29 protein-coding genes are annotated in these 24,040 nt (G+C 67.7%); 17 read left to right on the forward strand and 12 right to left on the reverse strand.

Annotation, left to right across the window (positions count from 1 at the left end; all coding sequences use genetic code 11):
* The first annotated feature begins 183 nt into the window (after nt 1-183).
* On the forward strand, nt 184-1,341 hold the full coding sequence (locus JOZ00_RS19405; protein WP_293346506.1) for a thiolase family protein: 1,158 nt from the start codon (nt 184-186) through the stop codon (nt 1,339-1,341).
* Nucleotides 1,338-2,129 carry a crotonase/enoyl-CoA hydratase family protein gene (locus JOZ00_RS19410; protein ID WP_293346509.1) on the forward strand — a complete coding sequence of 264 codons (792 nt, stop codon included), beginning with the start codon at nt 1,338-1,340 and terminating at the stop codon, nt 2,127-2,129. Before JOZ00_RS19405 ends, JOZ00_RS19410 begins: the two co-directional genes overlap by 4 nt.
* A 51-nt stretch (nt 2,130-2,180) precedes the next feature.
* On the opposite strand, the gene JOZ00_RS19415 is transcribed toward JOZ00_RS19410, so the two are convergent.
* The 3 genes from JOZ00_RS19415 to JOZ00_RS19425 are packed head-to-tail and all read right to left on the reverse strand — an operon-like array spanning nt 2,181 to nt 4,814.
* The gene (locus tag JOZ00_RS19415) at nt 2,181-3,197 is read right to left on the reverse strand and encodes an NAD(P)/FAD-dependent oxidoreductase (RefSeq protein WP_293346512.1); all 1,017 of its coding nucleotides are present in this window, start codon (nt 3,195-3,197) and stop codon (nt 2,181-2,183) included.
* Complete coding sequence (locus JOZ00_RS19420; protein WP_293346515.1) at nt 3,194-3,694, reverse strand: isoprenylcysteine carboxyl methyltransferase family protein; 501 nt, start codon at nt 3,692-3,694, stop codon at nt 3,194-3,196. The genes JOZ00_RS19415 and JOZ00_RS19420 overlap by 4 nt, the downstream gene beginning before the upstream one ends.
* A gap of 34 nt (nt 3,695-3,728) precedes the next feature.
* Nucleotides 3,729-4,814 carry a type III polyketide synthase gene (locus JOZ00_RS19425; protein ID WP_293346623.1) on the reverse strand — a complete coding sequence of 362 codons (1,086 nt, stop codon included), beginning with the start codon at nt 4,812-4,814 and terminating at the stop codon, nt 3,729-3,731.
* Between the two features lie 98 nt (nt 4,815-4,912).
* On the opposite strand from JOZ00_RS19425, the gene JOZ00_RS19430 reads away from it, so the two are divergent.
* The gene (locus JOZ00_RS19430) at nt 4,913-6,052 is read left to right on the forward strand and encodes an NAD(P)H-binding protein (protein ID WP_293346518.1); all 1,140 of its coding nucleotides are present in this window, start codon (nt 4,913-4,915) and stop codon (nt 6,050-6,052) included.
* Nucleotides 6,049-6,771 carry a type II CAAX endopeptidase family protein gene (locus JOZ00_RS19435; RefSeq protein WP_293346521.1) on the forward strand — a complete coding sequence of 241 codons (723 nt, stop codon included), beginning with the start codon at nt 6,049-6,051 and terminating at the stop codon, nt 6,769-6,771. The genes JOZ00_RS19430 and JOZ00_RS19435 overlap by 4 nt, the downstream gene beginning before the upstream one ends.
* Before the next feature lie 7 nt (nt 6,772-6,778).
* Here the strand turns inward: JOZ00_RS19435 and JOZ00_RS19440 are convergent, their stop codons facing one another.
* Together JOZ00_RS19440 and JOZ00_RS19445 are read right to left on the reverse strand one after the other, a co-directional pair.
* Nucleotides 6,779-8,128 carry a DUF2867 domain-containing protein gene (locus JOZ00_RS19440; RefSeq protein WP_293346524.1) on the reverse strand — a complete coding sequence of 450 codons (1,350 nt, stop codon included), beginning with the start codon at nt 8,126-8,128 and terminating at the stop codon, nt 6,779-6,781.
* Between the two features lie 94 nt (nt 8,129-8,222).
* A complete protein-coding gene (locus tag JOZ00_RS19445; RefSeq protein WP_293346527.1) occupies nt 8,223-9,035 on the reverse strand; it encodes an enoyl-CoA hydratase in 813 nt (270 codons plus the stop codon).
* Between the two features lie 108 nt (nt 9,036-9,143).
* Here JOZ00_RS19445 and JOZ00_RS19450 point away from each other — a divergent pair, with 108 nt between their 5' ends.
* Both JOZ00_RS19450 and JOZ00_RS19455 read left to right on the forward strand, forming a co-directional pair.
* Nucleotides 9,144-10,226 (forward strand): CaiB/BaiF CoA-transferase family protein, encoded by a 1,083-nt coding sequence (locus JOZ00_RS19450; RefSeq protein WP_293346530.1) that lies wholly within the window; start codon nt 9,144-9,146, stop codon nt 10,224-10,226.
* A gap of 53 nt (nt 10,227-10,279) precedes the next feature.
* Nucleotides 10,280-11,044, forward strand: coding sequence for a 3-hydroxyacyl-CoA dehydrogenase (locus JOZ00_RS19455; protein WP_293346533.1), 765 nt, complete (start codon nt 10,280-10,282; stop codon nt 11,042-11,044).
* A gap of 136 nt (nt 11,045-11,180) precedes the next feature.
* On the opposite strand, the gene JOZ00_RS19460 is transcribed toward JOZ00_RS19455, so the two are convergent.
* The gene (locus tag JOZ00_RS19460; RefSeq protein ID WP_003878506.1) at nt 11,181-11,303 is read right to left on the reverse strand and encodes a hypothetical protein; all 123 of its coding nucleotides are present in this window, start codon (nt 11,301-11,303) and stop codon (nt 11,181-11,183) included.
* Nucleotides 11,304-11,623: 320 nt separating this feature from the next.
* On the opposite strand from JOZ00_RS19460, the gene JOZ00_RS19465 reads away from it, so the two are divergent.
* Nucleotides 11,624-13,966, forward strand: a complete 2,343-nt coding sequence (locus tag JOZ00_RS19465; protein WP_293346536.1) for an MMPL family transporter — start codon at nt 11,624-11,626, stop codon at nt 13,964-13,966.
* Between the two features lie 33 nt (nt 13,967-13,999).
* On the forward strand, nt 14,000-14,638 hold the full coding sequence (locus JOZ00_RS19470; protein WP_293346539.1) for a class I SAM-dependent methyltransferase: 639 nt from the start codon (nt 14,000-14,002) through the stop codon (nt 14,636-14,638).
* On the opposite strand, the gene JOZ00_RS19475 is transcribed toward JOZ00_RS19470, so the two are convergent.
* Nucleotides 14,627-15,340, reverse strand: coding sequence for an NAD-dependent deacylase (locus JOZ00_RS19475; protein WP_293346542.1), 714 nt, complete (start codon nt 15,338-15,340; stop codon nt 14,627-14,629). The genes JOZ00_RS19470 and JOZ00_RS19475 overlap by 12 nt on opposite strands.
* A gap of 38 nt (nt 15,341-15,378) precedes the next feature.
* On the opposite strand from JOZ00_RS19475, the gene JOZ00_RS19480 reads away from it, so the two are divergent.
* On the forward strand, nt 15,379-15,747 hold the full coding sequence (locus tag JOZ00_RS19480; RefSeq protein WP_293346545.1) for a GntR family transcriptional regulator: 369 nt from the start codon (nt 15,379-15,381) through the stop codon (nt 15,745-15,747).
* A 30-nt stretch (nt 15,748-15,777) separates the two neighbouring features.
* Here the strand turns inward: JOZ00_RS19480 and JOZ00_RS19485 are convergent, their stop codons facing one another.
* Complete coding sequence (locus JOZ00_RS19485; protein WP_293346547.1) at nt 15,778-16,299, reverse strand: DUF1697 domain-containing protein; 522 nt, start codon at nt 16,297-16,299, stop codon at nt 15,778-15,780.
* A 50-nt stretch (nt 16,300-16,349) separates the two neighbouring features.
* Between JOZ00_RS19485 and JOZ00_RS19490 the strand changes: the two genes are divergently transcribed.
* Both JOZ00_RS19490 and JOZ00_RS19495 read left to right on the forward strand, forming a co-directional pair.
* Nucleotides 16,350-16,793, forward strand: coding sequence for a PPOX class F420-dependent oxidoreductase (locus JOZ00_RS19490; RefSeq protein WP_293346550.1), 444 nt, complete (start codon nt 16,350-16,352; stop codon nt 16,791-16,793).
* 50 nt (nt 16,794-16,843) lie between these two features.
* Nucleotides 16,844-17,050, forward strand: a complete 207-nt coding sequence (locus JOZ00_RS19495; protein ID WP_293346553.1) for a DUF5302 domain-containing protein — start codon at nt 16,844-16,846, stop codon at nt 17,048-17,050.
* Here JOZ00_RS19495 and JOZ00_RS19500 read toward each other — a convergent pair.
* Entirely contained in the window at nt 17,047-17,433 is a 387-nt protein-coding gene (locus JOZ00_RS19500) for a DUF4345 domain-containing protein (protein WP_293346556.1), read from the reverse strand. The two genes, JOZ00_RS19495 and JOZ00_RS19500, sit on opposite strands and share 4 nt — an antisense overlap.
* Before the next feature lie 85 nt (nt 17,434-17,518).
* Between JOZ00_RS19500 and JOZ00_RS19505 the strand changes: the two genes are divergently transcribed.
* The 3 genes from JOZ00_RS19505 to JOZ00_RS19515 are packed head-to-tail and all read left to right on the forward strand — an operon-like array spanning nt 17,519 to nt 18,853.
* Complete coding sequence (locus JOZ00_RS19505) at nt 17,519-18,094, forward strand: TetR/AcrR family transcriptional regulator (protein WP_293346559.1); 576 nt, start codon at nt 17,519-17,521, stop codon at nt 18,092-18,094.
* 9 nt (nt 18,095-18,103) lie between these two features.
* Nucleotides 18,104-18,679 carry an HhH-GPD-type base excision DNA repair protein gene (locus JOZ00_RS19510; RefSeq protein ID WP_293346562.1) on the forward strand — a complete coding sequence of 192 codons (576 nt, stop codon included), beginning with the start codon at nt 18,104-18,106 and terminating at the stop codon, nt 18,677-18,679.
* Nucleotides 18,680-18,706: 27 nt separating this feature from the next.
* Nucleotides 18,707-18,853 carry a hypothetical protein gene (locus JOZ00_RS19515; protein WP_063892814.1) on the forward strand — a complete coding sequence of 49 codons (147 nt, stop codon included), beginning with the start codon at nt 18,707-18,709 and terminating at the stop codon, nt 18,851-18,853.
* Nucleotides 18,854-18,928: 75 nt separating this feature from the next.
* Here JOZ00_RS19515 and JOZ00_RS19520 read toward each other — a convergent pair whose 3' ends face one another.
* Both JOZ00_RS19520 and JOZ00_RS19525 read right to left on the reverse strand, forming a co-directional pair.
* The gene (locus tag JOZ00_RS19520; protein WP_293346587.1) at nt 18,929-19,990 is read right to left on the reverse strand and encodes a hypothetical protein; all 1,062 of its coding nucleotides are present in this window, start codon (nt 19,988-19,990) and stop codon (nt 18,929-18,931) included.
* A 47-nt stretch (nt 19,991-20,037) separates the two neighbouring features.
* Nucleotides 20,038-20,787, reverse strand: a complete 750-nt coding sequence (locus JOZ00_RS19525) for a hypothetical protein (RefSeq protein ID WP_293346590.1) — start codon at nt 20,785-20,787, stop codon at nt 20,038-20,040.
* 391 nt (nt 20,788-21,178) lie between these two features.
* Here JOZ00_RS19525 and JOZ00_RS19530 point away from each other — a divergent pair, with 391 nt between their 5' ends.
* Nucleotides 21,179-22,018, forward strand: coding sequence for a DUF732 domain-containing protein (locus JOZ00_RS19530; protein ID WP_293346593.1), 840 nt, complete (start codon nt 21,179-21,181; stop codon nt 22,016-22,018).
* A 25-nt stretch (nt 22,019-22,043) separates the two neighbouring features.
* A complete protein-coding gene (locus tag JOZ00_RS19535; RefSeq protein ID WP_293346626.1) occupies nt 22,044-23,279 on the forward strand; it encodes a mannosyltransferase in 1,236 nt (411 codons plus the stop codon).
* Here the strand turns inward: JOZ00_RS19535 and JOZ00_RS19540 are convergent.
* Complete coding sequence (locus tag JOZ00_RS19540; protein WP_293346596.1) at nt 23,276-23,560, reverse strand: 4a-hydroxytetrahydrobiopterin dehydratase; 285 nt, start codon at nt 23,558-23,560, stop codon at nt 23,276-23,278. The two genes, JOZ00_RS19535 and JOZ00_RS19540, sit on opposite strands and share 4 nt — an antisense overlap.
* A 26-nt stretch (nt 23,561-23,586) precedes the next feature.
* On the opposite strand from JOZ00_RS19540, the gene JOZ00_RS19545 reads away from it, so the two are divergent.
* On the forward strand, nt 23,587-23,985 hold the full coding sequence (locus JOZ00_RS19545; RefSeq protein ID WP_293346599.1) for a (deoxy)nucleoside triphosphate pyrophosphohydrolase: 399 nt from the start codon (nt 23,587-23,589) through the stop codon (nt 23,983-23,985).
* Nucleotides 23,986-24,040: the final 55 nt, after the last annotated feature.

Consider the following 24,040-nt stretch of genomic DNA (forward strand, 5'->3'; position numbering starts at 1 on the left):
TTATTGACCGGCTCGAGCCATTGGCGAGAACAAATTTCTGGTTCATGCAGGTCGTTGACGCCGGGCCCTGATTCGCAAGGGCCACCCCGCCCCCCGACCTCCCAACGCGTTGGTTGACAATCGGTGGCAAGGTCCACGGAAGACATCGAGTCTGAAGTCCGGCAGTCAAAGGAGACTAGAAACATGGCTGAAGCCGTCATCGTCGAGGCAGTGCGATCCCCGATCGGGAAACGCAACGGCGGATTGTCCGGGGTTCACCCGGCCGACCTGTCGGCACAAGTGCTCAACGGGCTGGTCGACAAGGCCGGCGTCGACCCCGCAATCGTGGACGACGTCATCTGGGGCTGTGTCATGCAGGCCGGCGAACAGGCCCTGGACATCGGCCGCACTGCGCTGCTGACCGCCGGCTGGCCGGAGACCGTTCCCGGCGTGACCGTCGACCGCCAGTGCGGTTCGAGCCAGCAGTCCATCCACTTCGCCGCGGCCGGTGTGGTGGCCGGGCACTACGACGTCGTCGTCGCCGGCGGTGTCGAGTCGATGTCGCGGACGCCGATGGGCGCGTCGCTGGCCAACGGCGGCCGGCCTTACTCGCAGACCTTCCTAGACCGCTACCAGGGTCAGATCCCCAACCAGGGCATCGGCGCCGAGATGATCGCCGAGCAGTGGGGCCTCGACCGCGTGGCGCTCGATGAGTTCTCCCTGGGATCGCACGAAAAAGCTGCCGCCGCACAGGATTCCGGTGCTTTCGACGACCAGATCGTGGGCATCAAAGTGGCCGATGGCCACGAAAAAACGACAGTACTCAAGGACGAGGGCATCCGGCGCGGCACGCCGATGGAGAAGATGGCGTCGCTGAAGCCGGCGTTCAAGGAGGACGGCGTGATTCACGCCGGCAACTCGTCGCAGATCTCCGACGGCGCCGCCGCGCTGTTGTTCATGTCCGCCGAGAAGGCGAAGTCGCTGGGGCTCAAGCCGATTGCCAAGGTGCACACCGCCACGCTGGCCGGTGCGGACCCGGTCATCATGCTGACCGCGCCCATCCCGGCGACCCAGAAGGCGCTGCAGCGGTCCGGCCTCTCCATCGACGACATCGGGGCATACGAGGTCAACGAGGCCTTCGCGCCGGTTCCGCTGGCGTGGCTCAAGGACATCGCGGCCGACGAGAAGAAGCTCAACCCCAACGGCGGCGCGATCGCGCTCGGCCACCCGCTCGGCGGTTCGGGCGCCCGGATCATGACCACGCTGCTGTATCACATGCGGGACAAGGGAATTCGCTACGGCCTGCAGACCATGTGTGAGGGCGGCGGCCAGGCCAACGCCACCATCGTGGAACTGCTGTGACCGACGCGCCGGGCGCGCTCGCCGAGCGCCACGGCAACGTTCTGGTCATCACCATCAACCGGCCCGAAGCCCGCAACGCGGTCAACGGTGCCGTCAGCATCGGCGTCGGCGATGCGCTGGAAGAGGCGCAAAACGACGCCGATATCCGGGCCGTGGTGATCACCGGCGCAGGCGACAAGTCGTTCTGCGCCGGTGCCGACCTCAAGGCGATCGCGCGCCGGGAGAACCTGTACCACCCCGACCACCCCGAGTGGGGCTTCGCCGGCTACGTCCACCACTTCATCGACAAGCCGACGATCGCCGCGGTCAACGGCACGGCGCTGGGCGGCGGCACGGAGCTGGCTCTGGCCAGCGACCTGGTGGTGGCCGACGAGCGGGCCCAGTTCGGACTCCCCGAGGTCAAGCGCGGACTGATCGCCGCCGCCGGTGGTGTGTTCCGGATCGTCGAGCAGCTGCCCCGCAAGGTGGGGATGCACCTGCTGCTGACCGGCGAACCGCTCACGGCCGCGGCGGCCTGCGAGTGGGGCCTGATCAACGAGGTGGTCAAGGAAGGCACGGTGCTGGAGGCCGCGCTGGCGCTGGCCGCCAAGGTGACCGTCAACGCGCCGCTGTCGGTGCAGGCCAGCAAGCGGATCGCCTACGGCGTCGACGACGGAGTGATCGTTGGCGACGAGCCGGGCTGGGAGCGCACCGTCAACGAGATGCGTGTCCTGATCAGGTCCGAGGACGCCAAGGAGGGGCCGCTGGCGTTCGCCGAGAAGCGGGAGCCGGTCTGGAAGGCGCGCTAGTGGCGATCGCGAGCGCGGCGTGCCGGGCGAAGCGGGTCGCCACCATCAGGCCTAGTGCGCCAGAACGTTCACCCCGAAGCGGAACAGCCCGGGTACCTGTTCGCAGACCGGCACGATGGCACGACGCGTCGCGCGTGGCGTGCTGGCCAGCACCAGCGCCCGGGTGAGCAGCCGGTAGTCGCGGGTAACCCGATGCCACGCACGCTCATACGACGCGGGCGCGTCGTTGACGATGGCGTCGACGGCCGCGCGCGCCTGCTTGACCGCCAGGCTGATGCCCTCGCCGGTCAGCGCGTCCTCGTATCCGGCAGCGTCGCCCACCAGCAGAACCCGACCCGCCACCCGGCGCGAGACCACCTGTCGCAACGGGCCGCAGCCGCGCGGCTGGCCCCGGCCGGCCCCCTCCAGCCGGCCGGCCAGCTCCGGGAACCAGGCCAGCTGCGGCCGCCCGGGGGACAGGATCGCGACTCCGACCAGATCCGGTTCCACCGGCGTCACGTATGCCTCACCCCGGCGTGACCAGTGCACCTCAACGAACTCCGACCAGGCCGGCACCCGGTAGTGCCAGCGCACGCCGTAGCGCCGCGGCCTTCCCGCAGTCGCGGTGATTCCCACCGCCCGCCTTACCTGGGAGTGCAGCCCGTCGGCCGCGACCATCCATTTCGCGCGCACGCCGGCGGCCGTCACTCCGTGCGCATCCTGTTGGACGGTTGTCACCCGCGCCCGAAGCCATTCGGTGTCTTGCTCTTTGGCGCGCGCCTCCAGCGCCGCGTGCAATGTGGTGCGTCGCACCCCTCGGCCCGGCCCGTCGCGAAATAGAGCCTGCGCGCGGCGATGCTCGCTGACGTAGGCGATTCCGCGAAAGGGCATGCCGGCCGGGTCCACACCGAGTGAGGTCAGTTCCGAAAGGCCGCCGGGCATCAGCCCCTCGCCGCACGCCTTATCGATCGGGCCGTCGCGCGGCTCGGCAACGATCACCGAAAGTCCTTGCCTGCGTGCGTGTAACGCCGTCGCAAGGCCGCTGGGGCCGCCGCCGACGATCAACAGGTCGGCGTCGTAGTCGCTCATGCGTAACCCAACGCGGAGTTCTCCACCTGCAGACGCACCCGCAACAGCATGGCGTTGGCCAGCGTGAAAATCGCCGCGGTCAACCACGCGGTGTGCACCAGCGGCAACGCGAACCCTTCAGCCACCACTGCAACATAGTTCGGATGGTGTAGCCACCGGTAGGGCCCTTCGCGCACCAGCGGGGCCTGCGGCAAAACGATCACCCGGGTGTTCCACCGGTGACCCAGCGTCGTGATGCACCACCACCGCAGGCCCTGACTGAGCGCCACCACCGCCAGCATCGGCCAGCCCAGCCAACCGATGAACGGCCGGTGCAACGCCCAGGTTTCGACGACGCAGCCGACGAGCAGCGCGGTGTGCAGGACCACCATCACGGGATAGTGCGACCGGCCAAACTCCTTGGCGCCCTGGTCAAACGACCATCGCGCATTGCGTTTGGATACCACCAGCTCCCCGAGGCGTTCGATCCCGACCGCCAGCACCAGCAGGTAATACATGCCTCAAGTCTCCACCAGCTGTCGTTTACCGGCGCTACCAGGCCAGCAGCACGAGTTCGGAGCAGAACGCCGGACCCATCGCGATCATCAGGCCGATCGAACCGGGCGGCGGTGGGTCCGCCATGTTGGCCCGGAGCACGTCGAGCACCGAGACCGACGACAGATTACCGTTCTCGCGCAACGAGTTTCGCGTGTGGTCGAGGGCTTCGCCGGGCAGGTCCAACACGGTCTCGACCGCTTCGATCACCCGCGGTCCACCCGGGTGGCACACCCAGGTCGTGACGTCTTGCGGGGTCAACCCATGATCGGCGAGGAATTCGCGCACGTCTTCGCCCAGGTACTTCTCGGCGATGGTGGCGACGTCGGCGGACAGCACGATCCGGAAACCGTCGCCGCCGATCTTCCAGCCCATGACCTCTTCAGTGTCGGGGTAGATCCGGCTGCGGGTCGCCAGCACCTGCGGACCCAGTCGCTCGGCACCCGCGCGGTGGGCCCCCTCGGCGACCACCGCGGCGGCCCCGTCACCAAAGAGGCTGGTGGCGACCAGATTGGCCACCGAAGTGTCTTGCCGCTGAATGGTCAGCGAGCACAGTTCGACCGCGAGCAGGGCCGCCGACTGGTCCGGAAAAGCGCACAGGTAGTCGTGCATGCGCGCCACTCCCGCCGCACCGGCCACACAACCCAGACCGAACAAGGGGACACGCTTGATGTCCGGTCGCAGTCCGACCCGCGTCGCGAGCCGCGCCTCGAGCGTCGGAACGGCAAGTCCGGTCACCGTCGTCGAAAAGATGATGTCGAGCTCCGAGGGCTTCACCTTCGCCTCGTCGAGCGCGGCCAGCAGCGCCTGCTCGCCCAGGTCGAGCGCGACGTCGAGGTAGACGTCGTTGGCCTCGGTGAATCCGTTCAACTCGCTGTAACGCTCCAAATCCAGCGCGGTGTTTCGGAATTCGACCCCGCTGCTGAGCGCGAAGCGGCGAAAGTCCGGACCGGCGATGTCCGTCAGCTTGCGAATGGCTTCGTTTTGCGTGTACCGGTTTGGCGGGAATTTCACCGCGACGCCGGCGACGGACGGATTGGCCGTCGCAACCTTGGTCGAGTACCCCCCGTTGATCTTGTTCATGTACGGGGTCACGGTTTCGTCGTCGTGTCGGTTCAAACGCGATAAATGTGACACAGCCCGTTCTGCGGCGAGCGCGGTTCCGCGGCTAGGGTCGGGGTATGCGGATACTCGTCACCGGGGCAACCGGCTACGTGGGATCGCGGCTGGTCACGGCGTTGCTGGCAAACCACCACGAAGTCGTCACCGCCAGCCGAAACCCGAAGCGATTCAAGCGATTCGGATGGTTCGATGACGTCACACCGGTCGCCCTGGATGCCGGCGACCCGGATTCGATCCGAGCGGCTTTCGCCAGCGCAGGGCCTATCGACACGGTGTATTACCTGGTCCACGCCATCGGCCAGCCCGACTTCCGGGAGGCCGACAACGCCGCGGCGGCCAACCTCGCGACCGCCGCGAAGGACGCCGGTGTGCGCCGCATCGTCTACTTGGGCGGCTTCGTTCCCGCCGACGAGGACCTGTCCGAACACCTGACGAGCCGGGCCGAGGTGGCCGAGGCCCTGACGGTGCCGGATGGTCCGGAACTGGTGTGGCTGGGCGCGGCGATCATCATCGGCGCCGGGTCGACGTCCTTCGAGATGATGCGCTACGTCGGCGACCGGTTCCCGCTCATCCCGATACCGAGTTGGATGGACAACGCGATCGACCCCATCTCCATCCGCGACGTGCTGCACTATCTCGTCGCCGCCGCCGACCCCGACGTGGTGCCCGCGGGGGCGTACGACATATCCGGGCCCACCACGACCTCCTACCGGGAGTTGCTCAAGACGTACGCGCGGGTCTCGGGCAGGTGGCACGCCGGTTTGCCGGTCGGTAGGATCGATACCGGGCTGGCGTCGCTGATCACCGGTGTCGCGCTGCCGGTACCGCCTGGACTGGCCGGCGATCTGGTCGAATCGCTGGATCATCCGATGGTGGCATCCGCCAGTGACCTGCGCGATCGGGTACCCGATCCGCCCGGCGGGCTCATCGGGATCGAGGAGTCGATGAGGTTGGCGCTGGCCGACCGGCGGGCGCGCCCGGTGAACGCCCTTGCCGATCCGCATCACCTCGCCGACACCGATCCCGCGTGGGCCGGCGGTGACGCGCTGCGGATCCGGCGACTCGTTCGGAAGGTCACGCCGCCGATCGTCCGGCCGACCCTGGGACTGGTGAAGCTGGTTCCCGGGCCGATCGCCGGAGCCGTTCGCACCGGCCTCGAGATCCTGGTCTACATGACTCCGAAGATGGGTCCCGCATGAGCCAGTCGATGGCTCCGTATCAGACCAGCGTGTTCGCCGAGTTGCGCCGCGCCATCACCAATGTCGCTGTGCCCTACAACGAACCGCCAAGGACGGTGCGGCGCCGGCGCGTCATCGTGACGATCACGCTGGTGATCGGCGGCGGGGTGCTGGGGTTCTCGTTGCGGCGCCACCCGGGGGAGGCCAGCTTCTACTGGTTGACCCTGGCGCTCGCCGCGGTGTGGATCGTCGGCGCATTCGTCTCGGGTCCGCTACACCTGGGCGGCATCTGCTGGCGGGGCCGCAACCAACGGCCGATCATCACGGGAACGGCGACCGGCCTGCTGCTGGGCGGTGTGTTCGTGGTGGGCGGCCTGATTGCCCGGGAGATTACACCCGTAGCGGAGTTGATAACCCGGGTGCTGCTCTACGCCCACCACGGGTGGTTTCCGGTGATTGTCGCGATCACCCTTGTTAACGGCGTCGCCGAGGAAGTGTTCTTTCGCGGCGCGCTCTACACCGCGCTGGGCCGCTATCACCCCGTCCTGGTTTCGACCGTCTTCTACACGTTCGCGACGCTCGCCAGCGGCAACTTCATGCTCGGTTTCGCCGCGATCATCTTGGGGACGGTGTGCGCGTTCGAGCGCCGGGCGACCGGCGGTGTGCTGGCACCGGTGCTGACCCACTTCGCGTGGGGTCTGATCATGGTGCTCGTGCTGCCGCCTATGTTCGGCGTCTAGGCAAGGCTCAAGCCTCGGCGACGACGCCGCGCGCCAGGGCTTTCAGCGCCGCAGTACGCATGGGCCACAACGCATACCAGTACAGACGCCCCGGTATCCCGTGCGGGAAGAAGATCGCCCGCTGCCGGTACTCGGTCCCGCCACCGTCGCGCGGTTTCACGGTGATCTCCAGCCACGACCAGCCCGGCGACCGCATCGGGGCGCGCAGCTGCAGCCTGCTGTCGGGTTCTCGCTCCGCCACGCTCCAGCGCTTGAGCCAGCGTCCCGAGCCGCCGTCGGCTGCGTCCTCGGCGGCCTTGAACACCTGTTCGGGGCTCGCGCTCGTCGTCGCCGCCCGCACATCGGTGTAGACGACCTCGCCCGCCCAGTCCGGGTCGGAAGGCAATGGCTCGGCCGGCTCGGACCGCAACGACGACCAGGTGGCGTCGGGGAGGCCGTGCGCCGCGCGGCCCAGCGCAGACGCGACCGCGCGACGGTAGCCAATGAGGCCGCCCGGTGGCGCCTCGATGATGCCGTCGATGTCCGAATTGCGCATCACCGCATCGCATTCCAGCGACTCGATCAGCGGTCGCGCCAATCCCGGCGGAATCGGCGTCACGGTGCCCACCCAGAGGCTGGCGATCGTCGGCGTCAGAAACGGCAGGACGACGAGGTAGCGATTGCCCAGCCCCGCCACCTGCGCGTAGACGCGCATCATGTCGCCATATTCCAAGACATCGGGTCCGCCGATGTCCCAGGTGCGCGACGACGGCACCGGTGCCGTCGCCGCCGCGGACAGATAGTGCAGCACGTCGCGCACCGCGATCGGCTGAATCCTGTTGTGTACCCACTTCGGTGTGGTCATCACGGGCAACCGGTCGGTGAGGTGGCGGATCATCTCGAACGACGCCGACCCCGAGCCGATGACCACGCCGGCCTGCAACACCACCGTCTCGATGCCGGAGTCGAGCAGGGCCTCACCCACGGCTTTGCGCGACTCCAGGTGCGGCGAGAGCTCGCGGCCCTCGGGATGCAGGCCGCTCAGATACACCACCCGCCGCACGCCGGTGCGGCGAGCAGCCGTCACGACGTTCTGGACGGCGCGGTTCTCCTCGGCCATGAAGTCCTTCGACGTGCCCATCGAATGGACCAGGTAGTAGACGACGTCGATGCCGTCGAACGCCGCGATCAGCGAATCGACATCACCCAGATCGCCGCGGGCGACCTCCGCCTGCTGCCGCCAGGGCACGTCGGCCAGCTTGTCGGGGTTGCGCGCCAGCGCGCGAACGTGATGGCCGTCGTCCAGCAGTCGCGGCACCAAGCGGCCACCGATGTAGCCGGTCGCTCCGGTCACCAGGCAGCGAACCTGTTCGCCCATCGATGCTCCGTTCCCCTCAGGTTGTTAAGAATCTGAAAGGAAGGATTGCCCAATCGATCCAGGCTTAAGCGCTACGAGGCATCACGCGCGGGATTCAGCGGTCGGTGAAATCGGGGGTGCGGCGCTCCTGGAAGGCCTTGGTGCCCTCGGCCAAATCCGGCGACCGCAGCAGGATGCCCTGTCCTTCGAACTCGCGCTGCAGGGCAGAGTCCAACTCGGTGAGCGTGGCCGCGTTGATCGACTGCTTGGTTTTGGCGAACGCCACCACCGGACCCGTCAACAACCTCGCGATGACCTTGTCCACCTGGGCCTCGAACTCCTCGTGCGGATAGACCGCGCTGACCAGGCCCCAGGACAGCGCCTCGGAGGCCGGCAGACGTTCGGGCAGCAGCGCCATCTGCATCGCTCTGATCCGGCCGACCGCCGCGGCCACCAACGCCGAAGCGCCGCCGTCGGGCATCAAGCCGATCTTGGTGAACGCAAGCATGAAAAACGCCTTCTCCGAAGCCAATACGACGTCACAGGCCAGGGCAAGGGAGACGCCGACACCCGCCGTCGGCCCCTGAACGACGGCGACCACCGGATGCGGAAGAGCCGTGATCGCCCGGATCAGCCGGTTGATCTCCAACACGATTTCGTCCGGTGAAAATCCGCTTCCGCCGGACATGTCGTCGGCGCTGATGCCCGCGCCGGAGCAGAAGCCACGACCGGCGCCGCCGAGGCGCACCACCTTGACGTTCGGGTCGGTAGCCGCGCGTTCCATCGTGTCGGCAAGTCCGGTAATCACCGGAACGGTAAGCGAATTGAGGCTGTCGGGACGGTCGATGGTTACCGACAGCACCCCTTGCGTCAGGGTGACGGCAAGGCCCTCGATGGAGGTCTGGGTGTCGATCGTGGTTTGCGGCATGGGCTGAGCCTAGTGAACCGACGAAAGCGACCGGGGTGCGCGCCCGTCGAGGCTGGCTGCGAAGATGCGAACTACGAAGCGTCAGAGCAGACGAAAGGTCGGTGGATCGTGGCTGGACCGCTACAGGGTTTGCGCGTTATCGAGTTGGCGGGCATCGGGCCCGGGCCGCACGCCGCGATGATCCTCGGAGATCTCGGCGCCGACGTCGTGCGCATCGATCGGCCGTCGGCCGGTGCCGGCGGTGTCGTCAAAGACGCCATGAGTCGCAACCGCCGCATCGTCACCGCCGATCTCAAGTCCGACGAGGGGCGCGACCGCGTGCTCAAACTCGTCGCCAAGGCCGACGTGTTGATCGAGGGCTACCGCCCGGGTGTGACCGAGCGCCTCGGCCTGGGCCCCGAGCAGTGCGCGCAGGTCAACGATCGGCTGGTCTACGCCCGCATGACCGGCTGGGGACAGACCGGCCCGCGCAGCCAGCAGGCCGGTCACGACATCAACTACATCTCGCTCAACGGGATCCTGCACTCCATCGGCCGGGCGAACGAACGGCCCGTGCCGCCGCTGAACCTGGTCGGCGACTTCGGCGGCGGGTCGATGTTCTTGCTGGTCGGCATCCTGTCCGCGTTGTGGGAGCGGCAGACCTCGGGCAAAGGGCAGGTCGTCGACGCCGCGATGGTCGACGGCTCTAGCGTGCTGATCCAGATGATGTGGCAGATGCGCTCCTCCGGCATGTGGACCGACGCGCGCGGCACCAACATGCTCGACGGCGGCGCGCCCTACTACGACACCTACGAGTGCGCCGACGGGAGATACGTCGCGGTCGGCGCGATCGAACCGCAGTTCTACGCGGCGATGCTGGCCGGACTGGGGCTGGACGCCGCGGACCTGCCGCCGCAGAACGACGTCGCCCGCTGGCCCGAGCTGCGGGCGGTGTTCACCGAGAAGTTCGGCAGCCAGGACCGTGACCACTGGGCCAAGGTGTTCGTCGACTCCGACGCCTGCGTGACACCGGTGCTGGCCTTCGGGGAAGTGCAGACCGAGCCCCACATCACCGAGCGCGACACGTTCTACGAAGTCAACGGGGGCCTGCAGCCGAGGCCGGCGCCGCGGTTCTCCCGCACCGCCCCGGACACGCCGCGCGCGGCGTCCCCGGCGACCGACATCGAAGCCGTCCTTACGGACTGGGTATAGTGCCCAACCAACAGGTTGGTTGGCAAACGTTGCCAGGATAGGGAAGGACTCGAATGGAGATCAAGGACGCCGTCGCCGTCGTCACCGGGGGTGCCTCCGGCCTGGGCCTGGCCACCACCAAACGACTGCTCGACCGCGGTGCCCAGGTGGTCGTGATCGACCTGCGCGGTGAAGAAGCGGTCCGCGAGCTGGGCGAGCGCGCCCGCTTCGTCGAGGCCGACGTCACCGATGAGGCTGCCGTCGGCAAGGCGCTGGACGCCGCGGAATCAATGGGCACGCTGCGCATCAACGTCAACTGTGCCGGCATCGGCAATGCCATCAAGACGCTGTCCAAGGATGGTCCGTTCCCGCTCGACGGCTTCAAGAAGGTCATCGGCGTCAACCTGATCGGCACATTCAACGTGCTGCGGCTGGCCGCCGAGCGCATCGCCAAGACCGAGCCGGTCGGTCCCGAGACAAGCCCGGAGCGTGGCGTCATCGTCAACACGGCCTCCGTCGCCGCGTTCGAAGGCCAGATCGGCCAGGCCGCCTACTCGGCGTCCAAGGGCGGCGTGGTCGGTATGACGCTGCCGATCGCGCGCGACCTGTCGCGCGAGCTCATCCGCGTGGTGACCATCGCGCCCGGTCTTTTCAAGACCCCGCTGCTGGGGTCGCTGCCCGAGGAGGCGCAGAAGTCGTTGGGCAAGCAGGTGCCGCACCCGGCCAGGCTGGGCGACCCCGACGAGTACGGCGCGCTGGCGGTGCACATCATCGAAAACCCGATGCTCAACGGCGAGGTGATCCGCCTGGATGGCGCGATTCGGATGGCGCCCCGCTGATCGGTTGAGGCAAAACGAAAGCCCCCCGCTGATGCGGGGGGCTTTCGTGATGATTGGGTTCGACGGTTACTTACGGAACCATCGACTGACGGCGGGTTCGGCCATTAACAGCCGCGCGAGCATGCTCATGGTCTGCTCAACTCGCCGCTTGCAGTTCGTCGAACTGCTCGGAGGTCTCGCCTTCCACCAGGACGTCGCCGTGGTAGAGGGCTTCGAAGTCAACTTTGATGACGTCGGCACTTGTGTCGTCGATCCACATGACACTGAGCGTATGGGCCACCATTAAGGAATCTTTGAGTCACGATTCGGAAAATGGTGGCAATTTACCGGCGGGTAGGTTCGCCGTCGTCGAACCCCGGATTTGAGCCCTGAGCTGCTTACTTTCTGCTCACTTTTCTTGCCGGACTCTTATCGTCGCTTGGGTTTAAAACCGCCTGAAAAGCGGATTGAACCGTCCGGCGGGCCGTCCCCGTTCTTGAGAGAAGACGCTGTCGAACATTCGGAAGTTAGCGTCGTTAAGTTTTTGAGGACAATCGAGCGGCCGGCGCGCTTTACCCCCTGGCGGCGGAAGGGCTCCCAATGCTGCAGGCAGTCGCTCGGCTGGCCATCGCCGCGCCGCGCCGCGTCGTCGCAATCGGCGTTCTGGTCTTCGTCGCCGCCGCGGTGTTCGGTCTGCCCGTCGCCAAGAGCCTGTCCGCCGGGGGTTTCCAAGATCCGAACTCGGAATCGGCACGCGCCATCAGCGTCCTGGCCGACAAGTTCGGGCAGAGCGGTCAGCAGATGCTGATCCTCGTGACGGCGCCCGACGGCGTGAACAGCGCCAAGGCCCGCAAGGTGGCCACCGATCTCGGCGGCGCTTTGCAGGGGTCGCCGCTGGTCTACAACGTGTCATCGGCCTGGTCCGGTCCCGCCGATGGTCCACCGCCCGCCGGCAATCTTGTCAGCCGCGACGGAAAGTCGGGGCTGATCGTGGTCAACCTCAAGGGCGGCGAGAACAACGTGCAGAAGAACGCCCAGACCCTCGCGGACCAATTCGTCCATGACCGCGACGGCGTCACCGTGCGCGCCGGCGGACCGGCGATGCAATACGCCCAGATCAACAAGCAGAACCAAGAAGACCTGCTGGTCATGGAGATGATCGCGCTGCCGCTGAGCTTCCTGGTGCTGGTCTGGGTGTTCGGTGGGTTGCTGGCCGCGGCGTTGCCGATGGCGCTCGGTGCTCTGGCCGTCGTGGGTTCGATGACGGTGCTGCGCCTGGTCACCTATGCCACCGAGGTGTCGATCTTCGCGCTCAACTTGAGCACCGCGCTGGGCTTGGCCCTGGCGGTCGACTACACGCTGCTGATCGTCAGCCGCTACCGCGACGAATTGGCCGAGGGCGGCGACCGCGAGGCGGCGCTCGTCAAGACCATGGCGACCGCGGGGCGCACGGTGCTGTTCTCGGCCGTCACGGTGGCGTTGTCGATGTCGGCCACGGCGCTGTTCCCGATGTACTTCCTGAAGTCCTTCGCCTACGCGGGGGTGGCCACCGTGGCCTTCGTCGCGACCTCGTCCATCGTGCTCACCCCCGCCGCGATCGCGCTGCTGGGCCCGCGGCTGGACTCGCTGGACGTGCGAAAGTTGCTGCGGCGCATGCTGGGCCGCCCCGATCCCATCCACAAAGAGGTCGAGGAGCTCTTCTGGTACCGGTCCAGCAAGTTCGTGATGCGACGCTCTCTGCCGGTCGGCGTGGCCGTCATCGCCCTGCTGGCGCTGCTCGGCTTGCCGTTCGCCTCCGTGAAATGGGGCTTCCCCGACGACCGGGTGCTGCCGCGGTCGGCTTCGGCGCATCAGGTCGGTGACCAACTGCGCAACGACTTCGCGAATGACCTCTCGACGGCGGTGCCCGTCGTCGTGCCCGATGCCCGCGGCCTGAGCCCGGCCGACCTCGACAACTACGCGGCCGCCTTATCGCGGGTGCCCGACGTGTCGGCGGTGGCCGCACCCGGCGGCACCTTCGCCGCCGGGCAACGCATCGGACCGCCCGCCGCGGCGACCGGGATTGCCGCCGGCAGCGCATTCCTGACCGTGAACAGCACCGCGCCGCTGTTCTCGCAAGCCTCCGACACCCAGCTCAAGCGGCTGCACCAGGTGGCCGGGCCCGCCGGTCGATCCGTCGAGACGGCCGGTGTCGCCCAGGTCAACCGCGACAGCTGCGACGCGGTGACCGACCGACTTCCGTTGGTGCTGGGACTGATGGCCGCGATCACCTTCGTGCTGCTGTTCCTGCTCACCGGCAGCGTGATGCTGCCGATCAAAGCGCTGATCTGCAATGTGCTTTCGCTGACCGCCGCGTTCGGTGCGCTGGTGTGGATCTTCCAGGACGGCCATCTGGGCGCGTTGGGGACGACCCCGAGCGGGACGCTGGTGGCGAACATGCCGGTGCTGCTGTTCTGCATCGCGTTCGGTTTGTCCATGGACTACGAGGTGTTCATGGTGTCGCGGATCCGCGAGTACTGGTTGGCTGCCGGCGGCTCGCGGGCTCTGGGACGCACGGCGGCCCAGGCGCACGCGGCCAACGATGAAAGTGTGGCGCTCGGTGTCGCGCGCACCGGCCGGGTGATCACCGCCGCGGCGCTGGTGATGTCGATGTCCTTTGCCGCGCTGATCGCCGCTCACGTGTCGTTCATGCGGATGTTCGGTTTGGGCCTCACGCTTGCGGTGGCCGCGGATGCGACCCTGGTGCGGATGGTTCTGGTCCCGGCGTTCATGCATGTGGCGGGTCGCTGGAATTGGTGGGCGCCAAAGCCTTTGGTGTGGTTACATGAGCGGCTGGGCATCAGCGAGGGGCCGGCCCAAGGGGCCGAATACCTCGAGCCGATCGAGGAACCGGTAACACACAACGGGCATCCGGTCCGGGAGTCGGTCACCAATATCGGCTGACCGGTCGATCGATACAAGAAGGTTGACGAATAGATGACGACGCAGGTGGAGAACCCGTTCTTCGCGCGGATCTGGCCCTTCATCGCGAGCCACGAAACGGACGAGGTGCGCGCACTTCGCCGGGAGAACCTGGCCGGCCTGTCGGGCCGGGTGTTGGAAGTCGGGGCGGGCATCGGGACGAACTTCCCCAACTACCCGGAGTCGGTCGACGAGATCATCGCCGTGGAGCCCGAGGCCCGGTTAGCAACTCGCGCCCGCGCCGCGGCGGAGACGGCGCCCGGGCGGATCGTCGTCAAAAGCGAGACGGTGGAAGCGTTCACCGGCGGCGCACCGTTCGACGCGGTGGTGTGCTCGCTGGTGTTGTGCTCGGTGCACGACCCGACCGGCGTCCTGCGGCAGCTGTACTCCTTGCTGCGGCCGGGCGGGGAGTTGCGCTACCTCGAGCATGTGGCCAGCGCCGGTGTCCGGGGCCGCTATCAACGGATCGCGGACGCGACGCTGTGGCCCAGGTTGTTCGGCAACTGTCACACCCATCGCGACGCCGAGCGCTCGATCATCGACGCCGGATTCGAAATCGCCAGCTCCCGGCGGGAATTCACGTTGCCCGCGTGGGCCCCGATGCCGGTCTCGGAGCTCTTGCTGGGCCGGGCGCGCCGGCCGCTAGTTCAGTAGGGCGGGCAGCCGCTGCAGCAGTCCGGGCAGCGCCTGGCTCGCGGTCTCGCGGATGCTGATCGTGGCGCTGCCGGACAGCGGGGTGACTTCGGGGTTGACCTCGATGACCGCGGTGCCGCGCGACAGCGCCAAGTCGGCCAGCCCGGCCGCCGGGTAGACGATCGCCGACGTGCCCACGACCACCATCACGTCCGCGGCTTCGGTCGCCTCGACGGACCGCTGCCACGGTTCGGCGGGCAACGCCTCACCGAACCACACGATGTCGGGGCGGATCAGGCCGCCGCACGCGCAAACCGGGGGGTCTACCTCCAGCGTGGGTTCGGCCATGACGGGAAGCGCTTCGGTGTAGGGCATACCGCAAAGCGCACAACGGAATTGGAAAAGGCTGCCGTGCAGATGGTGGACGGGTGCGCTGCCCGCCCGCTCGTGCAGATCGTCGACGTTCTGGGTGACGACGCTGACCTCGGCGTGGTCTTGCCAGTCGGCGATGGCGCGATGCCCCGCGTTGGGTTGGACGTCGGCAACCAGATAGTGGCGCCACAGGTACCAGCCCCAGACCCGCTCGGGGTTGTCGCGCCAGCCTTGGGTGCTGGACAACTCGTACGGGTCGAAGCGGGCCCACAATCCGTTCTTGTCGTCGCGGAACGTCGGCACGCCACTTTCCGCGGAAATCCCCGCGCCGCTGAGCACCGTTATTCGCATCTGAACAACATAGTCAAGCGCTGAGTGATACTGGACGGGTGGAACTGGGTGACTGGTTGCGGGTCGACATGAAGGCGGGCAAGCCGCTGTTCGATCAGCTCAGGACGCAAGTCATCGACGGGGTCCGGGATGGCGCCCTGCCGCCGGGCACCCGGCTGCCCACGGTGCGGGAACTGGCGGGCCAGCTCGGCGTCGCGGTCAACACCGTGGCTCGCGCGTACCGCGAACTGGAAACCGCGGCGATCATCGAAACCCGCGGTCGCTTCGGCACTTTCGTCGCTCGCTACGATCCGACCGACGCCGCGATGGCGGCCGCGGCCCGCGAGTACGTGCGGGTGGCACACGGGCTCGGCCTGGGGAAGGCCGACGCACTGCGCTACGTCGAGGCCGTTCCCGAAGACGAGTGAGACTGGCTGCCGGGCAACGGATTTCGAGCCTTACCGCAACACCTTGTCGAGCGTGCGCAGGTTGCGAGTGGTGGTCGACGACTTGTAGCGCGGCTTGCCCATGGTCTTGCCGATCTTGCTGTCCAGGGTGCTGCCTTTGGGGACCTGCCAGTAGACGACGCCGTCACCGCGGCCGATCTTCTCTTTCGGGCCGGCGTCCTTGTCCAGCGCCGCGAGTTCGTCGAGCACGTCCGCGTCGGCGACGAACGTGACGTAGGACTGGTATCCGTCGACCTCGGGCTCGAAGGGGTAGGCGTCGACAACCGCACGTACCTTCTCGAGGTCGTAGACCAGCACCCACGCGTCGTAGCCGAACTTATCCCGCAGCGCGGCTTCGGCCTTCTTGCGCACCCCGGCCGCCCCGGCCGAGGACTCCAGCAACACGTTGCCGCTGGCCAGGATGGTCCGCACGTTCTTGAATCCGGCGTCGGTCAATGCGCTCGCCACCTCGGCCATCTTCAGATTGACGCCGCCGACGTTGACGCCGCGCAGGAATGCCGCGTAGTTGGTCATGATCCATTCTCACCGGCCTGCGTTGCCGGGCAAAGACGTAGGCTTTCGACATGGGACGCCAAGTCTTCGACGACAAGTTGCTGGCCTTGATCAGTGGGAACTCCCTCGGCGTGCTGGCCACCATCAAACGCGATGGACGGCCCCAGCTGTCGAACGTGAGTTATCACTTCGACCCGCGTGAAGTGGTGGTGCGGGTCTCGATTACCGAGCCCCGGGCCAAGACCCGCAACCTGCGGCGCGACCCCAGAGCCTCGCTCCTGGTCGATTCCGACGACGGGTGGTCGTATGCCGTCGCCGAGGGCACGGCGGAACTGACGCCGCCGGCGGCCGCGCGCGACGACGCGACGGTGGAGGCCCTGATCGCCCTCTACCGCGAGATTGCCGGTGAACACCCGGACTGGGATGAGTACCGAGACGCGATGGTCACCGATCGGCGGGTGCTGCTGACGCTGCCGATTTCACACGTGTACGGAATGCCGCCGGGCAAGCGGTAGCGGTGCCGTGTTAGCGGTCCGGCGGGCCAGGCCGGGATAGGCTCTCTCCTATGGCCGAATCGAACGCCCCGCAGGGCTCCGCAGCTTCTGACCCGGAGCAATCCGAGGACGACAACAAGCGCAAGTTCCGTGAGGCCCTCGAGCGCAAGATGGCCAAGTCCTCCGGCGGGTCCGACCACCGGGACGGCGGCGGCAAGCAGTCGCGGGCGCATGGCGCGGCGGGAAACCGTCGGGAATTCCGCCGCAAGAGCGGCTAGCCGCCGGATTTCTTCGCCGCGGTGAGCGCGAAAAATGCTGCGGGAAAAGCGAACTCGATACCGGTGAGGACGTCCTGGAACCAGTGTGGCGGGCCGTTGCGCACGACCGAGATCAGCCTGCCGATGCCGCCCGCAAGCATGATGCCGGCCAGGACGCGCACCTCGCCGGTGCTGATTGGCGACCTGCGGGCGGCCTGGATCCAGGCCAGGCCGTACCCCGCGAATATGGCGGAGTAGAAGCGTTCGCGCGAATCCACCGTCGCATTGGCGTCGGTGGCGCCGGGGACCGAAGCCACTCCTTCGGCGAAGTGGTAGCAGCCGATCGCGACCGATGAGGCGCCGGTGGCGGCGGCCAGGTACTTGAGGTACTCGTCGCGTCGCACGCAACCTCCAGACCCCTTGCGAGCCACTAAGTAGATTAGTGTCAACTTAAGGCGAAAAACGTTGCGTGTCAACTAGAATTCTGCCGTGGCAATCCAACGCCGACTCCCGCCGGGGCGGCGCCGCGAACAGGTGGTGGACGCGGCCGAACGCGTCTTCGCCGAGCGCCCGTACGAGGAGATCACCATGGACGTGGTGGCCGAGGAGGCCGGCATCTCGCGCGCGCTGCTGTATCGGCATTTCCCCGGCAAGCCCGCGCTGTTCGCCGCCGTGTACCAGCGTGCCGCCGATCGGCTGCTCGCCAGCGTTCACGTCGACCCCGACGCTCCACTCGAAGGGCAGATCGTCGCCGGTCTCGACGCGCATTTCGATTACTTCCTGGCCAATCGCCACGCGGTGCTGGCGGCCAACCAGACGTTGGCCGCCGACCCGGTGGTGCAGGGCATCATCAACTCCGAGCTCGAGGCGCTGCGCGACCGGATCGCCGACGCGATCGACCTCGACCACGTTGCACGCCAACGGCTTTCCGCATTGGTGATCAGCTGGCTGGCGTTCGTGCGGGTGCTGTGTGTGCAATGGCTCGCCGAGCAGAATTTCACCCGCGACGAGCTTCGGGCCATCTGTGTCAACGCCCTCGGCGCGGTGCTCGAGGCGCGCCTCTAGACTGTGCGGGTGCCGAAACTGCAGCTTGTCCAAGAGCCGGCCGCCGACGCGCTGCTGGACGACAACCCGTTCGCGTTACTGGTCGGCATGCTGCTCGACCAGCAGGTACCGATGGAAACCGCCTTCGCGGGTCCAAAGAAGATCGCCGATCGCATGGGCGGCTTCGACGCCGGGAAGATCGCCGACTACGACCCCGACAAATTCGCGGCGCTGTGTTCGGAAAAGCCTGCGATACACCGGTTTCCGGGATCGATGGCCAAGCGCATCCAAACCCTGGCGCAGATCATCGTGGACGATTACGACGGCGATGCAGCCGGGTTGTGGAAGGCCGGCGACCCCGACGGCAAGGAGCTGCTGCGCCGGCTGAAGGGACTGCCCGGATTCGGTCAGCAGAAGGCGCAGATCTTCCTGGCACTGCTCGGCAAGCAGTACGGGGTTACGCCGGACGGCTGGCGCGAAGCGGCGGGGGAGTTCGGCAAGCCAGGCACGCATGTGTCGGTCGCCGACATCGTCGACGCCGACTCGCTCGGGCAGGTGCGGTCGTACAAGAAGCAGATGAAAGCCGCAGCCAAGGCGGCGAAGTAGTTGGTGCACAGAAGGGAAAGGCGAAACGTGAAGACACACATAACGTGTCCGTGCGGCGAAGCCATCGTCGGTAAGGATGAGGACGAGCTGGTCGAACTGACCCAGGCTCACCTCGCCAGCGTTCATCCGGGCCTCGATTACGACCGCGACGCGATCCTGTTCATGGCGTACTGACGCCACGCGAACGCGCGTGCCCCCGATGCGGGGACACGCGCGCTCATGGCAGGCAAACAACGCTGGTTGTCTGCGTTAAGGCACCACCGTGGAGCCGATCGTGGGCATGAACTGGCACTGCTTTTCCTTGGTCGTGACCTGACCGAAGATCGTCGACATGACGCTGCCCGAACCGGTGTCGGCGATCGCGGTCAACGTCGTCGGACCGTCCGGGTTCAGGTCGGAGCGCGGCTTGAGTGCCACGGTCCCCGACTTGCCCGTCGTCAGGTTCACCCAGGTGACGTTCAACGGCAGCTTCTGCACCTCGGCGGGGCCGGGGGTGCCGACCGCGGTGAACACGTAGGCGGTCTGGCCGGCACTCGGACCGGGCACCGGAATCTTTGCCGGCCCGGCCACCGATAGCGCGGTGGCAATCGAACTACTACCGTCCGCAAGGCAATTGGTGCCGATCGAGGGGTACATGAAGTCCTGCGTGGGCGGGGCGTCAGGGCCGAAACCCGGTGCGGCCGCCGCGGGGGCGGCCGCGCCCGGCGCCGGTGCCGGTCCTGCGTTCGGCGCCGCGGGTGCGGCCGGCGAGGGCGGCGGCACGGGCGCCGCGACGGGCACGTTCGCCGGGGTGGGGGCCGCAGGTGCCGGTGCCGAAACAGGCCCGGCAACAGGCGGTGCGGCAGCGGGCGGCGCGGCGGCCGGCGGACCGGCGGTGGGTATCGGTCCGGCCGCGCGCGCCGGGTCGACGCCGGTCGGCAGGTGCGCCTGCGCGCCGGGTTCGATGCCCTCCGGCGGGACGTGCGGGCCGTCGGGTAGTGCGGTGGTGTTCGGGGCCGCGGCCGGCGTGCCCGGTCCCACGAACTGGCTCACCGAGGTGGCCACGTTCTTGGACTCACTCGGCGCGGTCGGGCTGTGCGCGAATGCCTGGGCGGCGGCCATCAGTAGCTGTGTCGCCTGTGCGGGATTGCCGGCGGCCTGCTGGATGATCGGGCTCAGCTGCGATAGCGCGGGCAGGCCCGGAAGTTCTTGTGTCGAGTTCGGTTGCGGTGCCGCCGGGTCGGCTGCCGCGCTCGGGCAGAACCCGAACGCGGCAGCCGAAGCCGTGACGACAGCGGCCAAACCTTTGGACAGATTCCAAGTGGTTGCCACGGTGTCCTCCGGTCGTTAGGTAGTGGCTGTGCTGTCTGGTGTGTGGGTCAGGGCAGGGCCGCGAGCAGCGGCGCTACCGGCCCGGCCGGGTTGGGTGCCGCTGCCGCCGGTGCCGCGGGGGCACCCGGAGCCGGCGCCGCGGGAACCTGTCCGGCAAGCGCCGGCAGGTCCTGCGGAAGCGACATCTGCGCCGGCATGTTGACCGGCAGGCCGGGCAGCAGCGCCGGCATGTCGACCTTCGCCTGCGGGATCGAAGGAGTCGGCGGAGTGGCCGGTGCTGCCGGTGTCGACAGCCCCGGGATCGCCGGCAGCCCGGGGATCGACGGCGTGGCCGGAGTGGCGGCGGGTGCCGCAGCTGCCGGCTGTGTCAGGCCCTGGATCAGCCCCGGGATGCCCGTCGCGGCCGGAGCGGCCGGAGCGGCGGGTGTCGCGGGCGACGTCAGCCCGGGAATCGCGGACGTCGGAGCAGTCGCGGCGGGTGTCGTCGACGACGTCAGCCCCGGAATCGAGGGGATGGCGGCCGGCGACGATGCCGGTGTGGCCGAGGTGGCGGAAGGAACTCCCGGGAAGGTGATTCCAGGAGCGGCCGGCGCCGACGGCGGCGTGGCGCCGAGTGCGGTAGCGAGGTTTTGCAGGATTTGCGGTGCGTTGGCCGCCGAACTGATCAGCTGCTGCGGAATGTTCGGCACCGGCGGAGCCGGCACGGGGTCGGCGTGGGCGATTCCGCCCGCCAATAGTGCTGCGGACGAACCGGCCAAGATGGCGGCTGCACGCATGTAAGTCCAGATGGTTGGCATGATTCTCCCTGGTAGTCGATGACTGGTCCCGAGGCCGAAGTTACTTTGATACGGATGGGACTCAAGTGACACGTGTGGCGTTTATTTGATCGTTACTGATACGAGTGAGAGCGGTTATCAGACGGGCGGGTGTTTGCCCGGCGACCACCGGGACGGTCTGGTCGGCCGGAGAGGTGCCCTGGGAGCGCGACCCGCGTAGCCGACTCTTTTTTACGAGCGGTTCACAAGCCCCGTCCTGTACATGTCGGCTCGGCTCCGAGATAATCAGCCTGGTGAATTCACGGAAAGTGCAAAGTTAATTTCCGGATGCCGGGGAACCTCGCCTGGCGGCCACGCGTATATAGAAAAGTAAATGCGGTCCGGGGGGGCTAGCAGAAACGGAAAACCTGCCATGGCAACCAGAGTCACCGCCCAGGCCGGCTCGCTGGTTGCCGCCATCGTGGTGATAACGAGCGCCGCAATTCTGCGCGGTCCCATCGCGGTAGCCGACCCCCAGGACGACCAGTTTCTTGCACTGCTCGCTAAAAATGACATCCCCGCCCTCGAGGGCGTGCCAAGCCTGATTACGGAAGCCCACAACGTTTGTCGCGCACTCGATGCCGGCTACACGGTGGATGACGTGGTCAAGGCGATGTTGGACAACGCCTACAGCGCCGACCCGGGCGAGCGCAATTTCGACAAGGGCCGTCTTATGCGCACCGAATCCCGGTTCATCTCGTCGGCGGTGGGCGCCTACTGCCCGTACGACCAGGGCAAGATCACCTCGATCATGTCCAACGCAGTGCCGATACGGAATGACCCGGCGGCCCGGGGGGCCGCATACACGCCTAAATCGTCAGGCGCAGCGCTGGTTTCGCTGACCGGAAAGCTGCCCGAAATCAGCCCGACGGACCCGCCACAGATTCCGGCACCCAAGCCGCCGGATGCGCAGACGCTGTCACCGCCCGTGCCGATCGCGGCACCGCCTCCACCAAGGCAGGTGCCGCGTCAACAACCGCAACAGTCGCCACCGCAGCAGGTGGCGCCGCCGGAGGCGTCAGCGCCCCCACCACCCGAGGCGCCGCCGCCGCCGCCCGAGGCGCCTCCTCCGCCGCCACCCCCACAGGCTCCGCCGCCACCTCCGCCACCTGAGGCCCCGCCGCCACCTCCGCCGGAGCCACCCAAGCCACCGCCTCCTCCTCCGCCGCCGCCTCCGTCGTCGCCGCCGGGCTTTGTCCGGCTCGCGCCGTAACGCGGGCACCGAGGCGTCCCCCCGGATCGCTAAAGTCGGGCGGGTAAACACCACCTCGGCCGCCGCGGCGGCACCCCGAACCCGGCGGCGCGCGAGCCTTCTTCAGGCGGCGCCGGCGCTGCTCATCGTCAGCATCGCGGCGCGGCTGGGCTGGACATATCTTTCGCCCAGCGGCGCGAACTTTGTCGACCTGCACGTCTACCTCGGCGGCGCCGCGGCCATCGACCATCCCGGCACGCTGTACAGCTACGTCTACGGCGACAAGACGCCGGACTTCCCGCTGCCGTTCACGTATCCGCCCTTCGCGGCGGTCGTCTTCTACCCGCTGCATCTGTTGCCCTTCGGCCTGGTCGCATTCGGATGGCAGCTCGCGAGCATGGCCGCGCTCTACGTCGCGATCCGGATCAGCCAGCGGCTGATGGGTGTGCCCGCCGGCCCGCACGGTCGCCGGCTGGCGATGCTGTGGACGGCGGTGACGATGTGGATCGAGCCGCTGCGCAGCACATTCGACTACGGACAGGTCAACGTGTTGCTGATGGTGGCCGTGCTGTGGGCGGTCTACACCACCCGGTGGTGGCTGTCGGGGTTGCTGGTCGGCGTGGCGGCCGGCATCAAGCTGACGCCCGCGATCTCGGGTCTCTACCTGGTCGGCGTGCGGCGCTGGGCCGCGGCGGCGTTCTCGGCGGTGGTGTTCGCCGCCACCGTCGGCGTGTCCGCGCTGGTCGTCGGCGACCAGACGCGCTTCTACTTCTTCCACCTGCTGGGTGACGCGCACCGCGTGGGCCCGATCGCCACGTCGTTCAATCAGTCGTGGCGGGGCGGCATTTCGCGGATCCTGGGCCACGACGCCGGGTTCGATCCGCTGGTGTTGGCCGCGATCGCCGCCACCGCGGTGCTGGCCCTGCTGGCCTGGCGAGCCCTGGACGCCAGCGACCGGCTGGGCAAATTACTGGTGGTCGAGCTGTTCGGCCTGCTGCTCTCGCCGATCTCCTGGACGCACCACTGGGTGTGGCTGGTACCGCTGATGGTCTGGGCGATTCACGGCCCGTGGCACCGGCTGCCCGGCGCGCGAATCGTCGGCTGGGGCTGGCTGGCGCTCACGATCATAGGGGTTCCGTGGTTGCTGAGCTTCGCCCAGCCAACCATCTGGCAGATCAGCCGGCCCTGGTATCTGGCCTGGGCCGGGCTGATCTACATCGTCGCGGCGGTGGCGACCCTGGGCTGGATCGCGGTCACCGGCCGGCGCGAGGGCTCCGATTAGCTCCCGACGATCTCGTTGATGTCGTGTGCAATCGATATGTCGTTCTTGGTGATGCCGCCCTCGGAGTGCGTGACTAAAACGAAAGTCACTGTCCGCCAACGAATATCGATATCGGGGTGGTGGTCCTTGCTTTCCGCGTGCTCGCCCACCCGGCGCACGGCATCGATGCCGTCGAGGAATGTCGGAAATTTGATCGATCGGCGCAGGGCGCCGTCGGCACGCTCCCATCCGTTCAGATCGGGCAGTGCGGCGTCTACTTGCTCATCCGTTAACACAGCCATGCCCCGACGGTATACCGTCACTGGCCATGCCGACCCAGATCGTCGTTGCCGGCGCCCTCATCTGCGGCTGCGAGGTCTTGGTGGCGCAACGCGACCGGCCGCCGGAGCTGGCAGGCCGCTGGGAGCTGCCCGGCGGCAAGGTCGCGCCCGGCGAGACCGAGCCCGACGCGCTGGCCCGCGAGCTCGCCGAGGAACTGGGCTGCGAGGTCGCGGTGGGCGACCGCCTGGGCGATGACATCGCGCTGAACGACACGACGACGCTGCGCGCGTATCGGGTGCGGCTGATCCGGGGTGAACCCCAGCCGCACGACCACCGGGCGCTGCGCTGGGTGACCGGGGCCGAGCTGGCCGATGTCGACTGGGTGCCCGCCGACCGCGGCTGGCTCGATGATCTGGCGCGGGCGCTGGACGCCGAGGGCTCATAAGGAGTCCACAGATTTCCGGCAGTCAACGTACAGCCGTGTTGCAGGTCGTCCAAGT

Source organism: Mycobacterium sp., assembly GCF_019243155.1.
Taxonomy (GTDB): Bacteria; Actinomycetota; Actinomycetes; order Mycobacteriales; family Mycobacteriaceae; genus Mycobacterium.